The organism is Limnospira sp., from assembly GCF_051859755.1.
In the GTDB taxonomy this organism is placed as follows: Bacteria; Cyanobacteriota; Cyanobacteriia; order Cyanobacteriales; family Microcoleaceae; genus Limnospira; species Limnospira fusiformis.
This window is the reverse complement of the sequence record NZ_JBIMLI010000057.1, coordinates 21989-28359: the sequence shown is the minus strand read 5'-3', so window position 1 is coordinate 28359 and position 6371 is coordinate 21989. Positions and strand designations below refer to the sequence as shown.

The following is a 6371-nucleotide window of genomic DNA, read 5'->3' as shown; positions in this document are numbered from 1 at the left end:
AACCAAGGGGTTGAAGTCCTCACCGGGTAGTTATTTCGCCCATTTCAGCTCTATTTCATACCCGAAGGTCTCGCACCATACTTGGTATTATACCGTATTGCCGTAAAATGTTAACCTAATTTGAGATTAAATCATGCTCTCTGACTGAATGCTAACAAAAAAATGGAGATTTCATGATGATTCTCAATAAATCTTAACAAATACCCAAGTATTTTCACTTGGTTAAACCGTGTTCGAGAGCATAACGGACTAATTCAGTGCGGCTATTAGTTCCAGTTTTAGTAAATAACCGACTCACATATTTTTCGACATTGCGGACACTGGTTTCTAAACGGCTGGCTATTTCTTTATTCATTAGTCCTTGAGCGACTAAATCTAAAACACTTTGTTCTCTGGGTGTTAGGTCAATTTTAATGGGGGAAGGACTCAAATTGATGCCAGTTTTACCCTTGAGCATATTTTCAATGCGGGCAATTTGTCCAGCTAAGGCGGTAATATCTGGGGTGCCTTCTTCGGCTTCCTGGCGGGTGGCGGCTCGACGTTCTAACAGGTTTTTAACAATGGCTACCAGTTCTTCTGGGTCAAAGGGTTTAGATAAATAGGCATCACAACCGGCTTGATAACCTTGAATGCGATCGCCTTTCATACCTTTAGCAGTTAAAAACACCACAGGAAGTGCTTTAAATTTGGGTTCTGACCGCATTTGTTCGAGGAATTGATAGCCGTCAACTTCCGGCATCATAATATCAGTAATTACCAAATCTGGTAGATTTTGCTGTAGTAATTCCCAGCCCAGTTTAGCATTCTCCGCGACATCTACAATAAAGTTACTGTCCTCTAAATAGGCTTGGACAGCTTCCCTTAATCCCGGTTCATCATCTACTAATAAAAGTCGAGGAGATACTGGGGGTATTTCTTCCCCTTGTGGCTCATTTTCTGGGATTTGATTTGACATTTTTATAAAGTTGATAAAAGTTAACAGGTTTGATGACTTATCAGCCGAAGCCGGGGAAAGTGGATCTCTCCTCAACCCTAGACCCAAGGGAGGGGGTATTTAGTAGGGTTGAGGAAAATTTACCTGTTTTGGCTGGTGGGGTATCTGTTTAGACTTGATGGCGATCGGTTAAAATTTCGTAGCCGTTTTCAGTCACTAATACAGTATGCTCAAATTGGGCAGATAAGGCGTTATCAACCGTAACTGCCGTCCAGCGATCGCTAAGGATACGGGTAAATCGAGAGCCAGCGTTTAAAATAGGTTCAATGGCTAGGGTCATACCTGCTTTGAGCTTGACATTAGGTAAATCATAGGTGCGGACATTAAACACCGAAGGTTCCTCGTGCAGGTTTTCTCCTACCCCATGACCTGTAAACTCTTGGACAATCTGAAAGTTATTAGCTTCTGCGTGGTCTTGAATAGCTCCAGCGATGTCTAGCAAGTAGGCTCCAGCTTTGACTTGTTCAATGCCTTTATACAGACATTCTTCAGCCACTCTAATCAGTTTACTAGCTGATGGTGTCACTTCACCAATAGCAATAGTGATGCAGGAGTCTCCATGAAAACCCTGGTAGTAGGCTCCTGTATCGACTTTTACCACATCTGAGTTACGGATCACCTTATTTTTACGGGGGATACCGTGGACTACTTCGTTATTAATGCAGATGCAAATACTAGCCGGGAAGCCGTGATAGCCTTTAAAGCTAGGAACAGCGCCTAATTCCCTAATCCGCCTTTCAGCGTAGGCATCGATTTCTGCGGTAGTCATACCAGGTTTGATCTGTTGTGAGATCTCTTTGAGGACTGTCGCGACTATTCTACCCGACTCTCGCATGATTTCGATTTGTTCGGGGGTTTTAATGCTGATACCGCCACGGCGTTTTTTAATTTGGGGGGGTTGGGGTTGGGGTTGGGCTGGGGGTGCTGGTTTGGAAATTAAATCGCTAAACAGTTTTCTCATTATCTCGAAGATTGGATCAATGGAATTTTACAGGGGTGCAATATCTTATTGTAGAACACCTGTTGAGGAATGTCTGGGTTATATGGGTCTGAAACATTCAGTATTATTACTCATGGTAGCAATTCCGCGTCAGAGGCTGACCGTAGAAATCAAAACAGGAAGAAGGTTTGTGATAGTCTCTTCCTGTCTTGGTTGCGTTGCTAACAGTTTAGTGGTGGGTAATCCTCAAATTTCATCCCAGCCACTCACCCCAGAAGACATCACATAACTGGTAACACTGGCTTCAAAGAAGTTCGCCTTAGTGTGAGCTTCTTTTTTAGTATCCGAGAAACGCTCTAAATGAGTATAGGGACTCTTTTGGTATTTGGGGTCACTATAGAGGGATTCTAAACCAATAGAACGCAGTCGGATATTAGCGAGATATTTAGTGTACTGTTCTGTACTGTGTTCAGTAATTCCCAAAATGTTGTTACCAACAATATGATTGGTCCAGCGGCATTCATGTTGAACAGCCGCATCGAACATTTCATAAATCCGGTCTTGGGAATGGGGAAAAATTGCCATAGCTTCCGGGATAATTTTCTGGAATAACCGCACATGAGAAAGTTCGTCCTTTAATGTTCAGTAGGGGTCGCTATTCCCTACCCGCTTGATTTAAGCAGCTACCCGTCGCCGAATAGAACAGACCATATCACAATCCTTAGCTTATGTAAGAAGGATTCCCCCCGCTTCGAGTCGCTTGACTCTACTCCATTTCTGGATGGTCTTTGCACGTCCCTTGTTCATAACAGTTACCAGATTTTAACTCTGACATAGTTTGAACATTCTGCTAATTAGCATAGGTTTCGCTCAGGATTATCTCAATGAGACTTCCCCTGAATTCAAGGGGTTTTCTATTATCATTACTGACAATAGCCGCTAACATTAACGGTTAATCATCTTGAAAATATCGGCACTTCCAGGCATTAACATTCGCGATGCCAAATTGTAGAAGAAAATGAACCCATTATAAAAGTACATTCCTTCTAACAAGTAATCTGCCATCAATGAGACAAAGTAATTTTCCGGGGTGGGATCATCAACATATTCTTGATAAAGTCCGGCGATAAACTCACATCGATCGCGTAAAACTTTATCGGTGCGCCAAAAGTCATAAACGTAGTTTCTCCGTTCCGAAGGAATGATAGTTTCAATCATGTATTGATAACTCTGATTGTGCATTCCTTCTTGAGAGATTTGTTCGGCCATACAGAGGCTGACTTCTGGGGCAGTTACACTATTTTTCAGATACGGAATGTTGCAGGTTTGAATGGAATCCAAGAAAGTTAAATAAGATAGAATTCCATCAAATGCCGTCCGTTCATCAGGGGTTAAATTAGTGTAATCGACAACATCCTGGGTGATGTCTAATTTTTCAGGTCATTGATGTTCAACAACAGTCGCTAGGTGTTGCCCGCTTTATTCAAGCTGCTATGTGTCACCACATAGATCGGACTATATCATCATCTCTTGTGAAACAAAAGAGCCCCCCGCTTCGACAGTCAACCGCTTACTGCCTACTCCATAACCTGGATAGTCTCTACACCTTCTCAGTATCTGTGAGCTGGGCACGGGATTGTCTGTAGTGCTATATGCGATCGCCATTAGCGCAAAAAAACCTTTTCTTTGTTTAACATCAACTTGGTAAGGTTCCTTGTCGGTTATCCCCAGTTTTGGCGAACCATGCAACTCCAGAGTTCCCCCGTTTTCAAGGGGTTTAATCTGGGCTACCTAATTAACCCAGAAATTTTCGCGCATTTGCTTGTATAAACCGACTGCCCAAGAATAGCGAACATCATTGAGTTGCATTAGGTTGGTAGTCTCGCCAAACCACATTGAACGGTGAGCCACATCATCGTTACCATCAGGATTAAAGATGGGATTGAGGGGCATTTTGTTGATTTGCTTATTGTTGTGACCGTTAAAGTTTAGTACAAGCGTCATTTTTTCCATCCAAAACGGGAGTTTTTGTTGATGTTCATCAATGCTGAAAAGTTGTATTTATCAGCGGCTGATTTTCATCAACAACACTAAACTAATCGGGAGAATTTAGGATGCCCCCGACCAGAAGTTTAGTGGTAACGGATATTATAGCTAATTTGCACAAGCTGTGCAGGCATCGTCGGATTCTTGAAAGCTGTCCCGCTGAACTGTCCTCACATAATAGATGGCTTTGCACCCCTGTTCCCAAGCAGCCATCAGGGTGTCAAAGATATCTTTAGCTTTAAGGCTGCGCGCGGGTTCCTCGGGGAAATATACGCCTTGATTGAGGTTAAACATCAACTCCATTGATATTCCTGTATCAATCCATTGCTGCATGGCAGCTACGGCTTTGACAACAATTTGCTGGTCTAGGGTTTTATTCTCTGGGTAAAACCAGAAGTTGTCTTTAATAAAGGGAGGCGCAATGGGGACGGTTCCTTTAGCCCATTTGTCATAGAAGAAACGACTATAACAGGGTAATACGCTGGCGGTACAACCTTGGACTAAGGATGATGATGTGTTGGGAGCAATGGCGGTTATATGAGAGTTCCTAATCCCATATTTTTGGATATCTTCGCTTAATTCTTTCCACCTGTGTTTATCGTCGGCGTGGGTTAAAAACCAATCGACTGGTTTAGCACCAATTAACTTACCTTGACTCCAGGAACTTCCAGCAAATGCCGGATAAGCCCCCCTTTCTTTGGAGAGTTCCATTGAGGTTTTAGTGCAGTAAAATCCGATATCTTCAAACAGGTTGCTAATTTCCTGTAAATGGCTATAGGAAAAACGCCGTTTGGCTAACCAATCCGCTAACCCCATGACACCCACGCCAATGGTGCGATAACGTTGATTATGGTCAATACTGGCTTGAAATGGTGGGTGAGTAATTTCGATGGTGTTGTCTAAAATGCGGACGGCTATTTCGCAAATATTGGGTAGGTCTTGCCAATCTAAATTAGAGAGATTTAGACTATTTAAGTTGCAGGTATGGGCGAGTTCTCCTGGTTTGACGTTAGACCAAGATTCTTGGCACAAGTTACCCCCAGGAATATATCCTTCGTGTTGGTTAGGATTGGCGGCGTTGCTAGTATCTTTAAACCACAGATAAGGCATCCCGGTTTCTACTTGCGATCGCATAATGTTTTTAAACAGTTCCCTAGCATTTATCCGCTTATATAGTTTTAATTCATAGTCTAAAGACGCTTCTATTTTTTGATAAGCTGACTCAAATTCTTCACCCCATAATTCTGATAATTCTATGCCCAATTTTACCCGGACTTCGTAGGGGTCTATCAGAGTCCAGTTTTCGCAGTTACGCACCCGGCGCATGAACTCATCAGAAATGACTAATTGAGGGAAAATATCATAAGCCTTCCGGCGCTGGTCTCCATTCTCGGTTTGCATCTCCAAAAATTCGAGAATGTCTAAATGCCACACATCTAAACTGACGGTAATTGCGCCAGCGCGACGGCCTCCCTGATTGACAGCAATGGCGGTATCATTTAACAGTTTAATCCAGGGAATCACGCCACCGGATGCGTTAGGCTTACCCATTACCCAGCTACCTGTTGCCCTAATGCGGCTGACATTTACGCCAACACCGCCGCCATTTTTGGAAATCCGGGCAGCGTCTTTAATGGTGTCAAATATGTTCTCTAAATTATCATCCATACCGATAATAAAACAGGAACTCAAAGACCCGTTAGGAATCCGCAAATTAGCTAAAATCGGGGTGGCTAAAGAAATCTGACGCAGGGCGATCGCTTGATAGAATTTCTGCGCCCAAAACATTCGTTTTTCTGGGGCTTCGACTACGGCTAATAATAAGGCACAAGATAATAAGGCTTCTTGGGGTAATTCCTCGGGTAATAAATAACGTTTAGTTAGTAAAACCGCCCCCGCATAATCATAATCTTTATCCCATTGGGGGTTAATCCAGCTTCCCGCTTCTCTCAACTGGTCGGGGGTATATTTTAATAAGCGCGCGTCATACTGACCAGATTTCACTTTGCTAGTAACGGTTTGGCAATAATCCTCATATTGGTAGCCACGGCTAACTAGGGTATCTTTCCACAAGTTCCAAATATGCAGCCTCCCGGCTACATACCGCCAGTCTGGGTCTGAGGGGCTACACAACTCTAAGGCACAACCTATTAAGTTATCCTGAATTTCCCTGGTGGTGACTCCATTTTTCAGGCGAGTGGTCAGTCCAGCTTCCAAAGTAATGGGGTTAGCATCTAAGCCTTCACAAGCCCAGTTGACGACTGCGCGAATTCTGGACACATCCAAAAGAGTTAATGATCCATCCCGCCGGATTACCTGAATTTGGCGATTGAAGGGGGTATCAGTTGTGGTTGATAGGGTTTGCATGGTCTGTTTCTGTCTGGAATTTGA

The 6371-nt window shown here is 43.3% G+C and carries 4 protein-coding genes and 2 pseudogenes; all 6 read right to left on the bottom strand.

The genetic code is table 11. The features are described 5' to 3' along the window. Nucleotides 1-214 precede the first annotated feature (214 nt). On the bottom strand, nucleotides 215-955 hold the full coding sequence (locus tag ACTIE0_RS12010) for a response regulator transcription factor (RefSeq protein WP_006624244.1): 741 nt from the start codon (nucleotides 953-955) through the stop codon (nucleotides 215-217). 148 nt (nucleotides 956-1103) lie between these two features. Continuing rightward, nucleotides 1104-1955 (bottom strand): type I methionyl aminopeptidase, encoded by an 852-nt coding sequence (map, locus tag ACTIE0_RS12005; protein WP_006624242.1) that lies wholly within the window; start codon nucleotides 1953-1955, stop codon nucleotides 1104-1106. A gap of 225 nt (nucleotides 1956-2180) precedes the next feature. Then, nucleotides 2181-2561 (bottom strand): annotated as a pseudogene (locus ACTIE0_RS12000) (ribonucleotide-diphosphate reductase subunit beta); the annotation flags it as partial. Between the two features lie 318 nt (nucleotides 2562-2879). Next, a pseudogene (locus tag ACTIE0_RS11995) lies at nucleotides 2880-3362 on the bottom strand (ribonucleotide-diphosphate reductase subunit beta); the annotation flags it as partial. 363 nt (nucleotides 3363-3725) lie between these two features. Then, nucleotides 3726-3938 (bottom strand): hypothetical protein, encoded by a 213-nt coding sequence (locus tag ACTIE0_RS11990; protein ID WP_006668400.1) that lies wholly within the window; start codon nucleotides 3936-3938, stop codon nucleotides 3726-3728. Nucleotides 3939-4088: 150 nt separating this feature from the next. Next, nucleotides 4089-6347 (bottom strand): ribonucleoside-diphosphate reductase subunit alpha, encoded by a 2259-nt coding sequence (locus tag ACTIE0_RS11985; protein WP_006624240.1) that lies wholly within the window; start codon nucleotides 6345-6347, stop codon nucleotides 4089-4091. Between the last annotated feature and the right edge of the window lie 24 nt (nucleotides 6348-6371).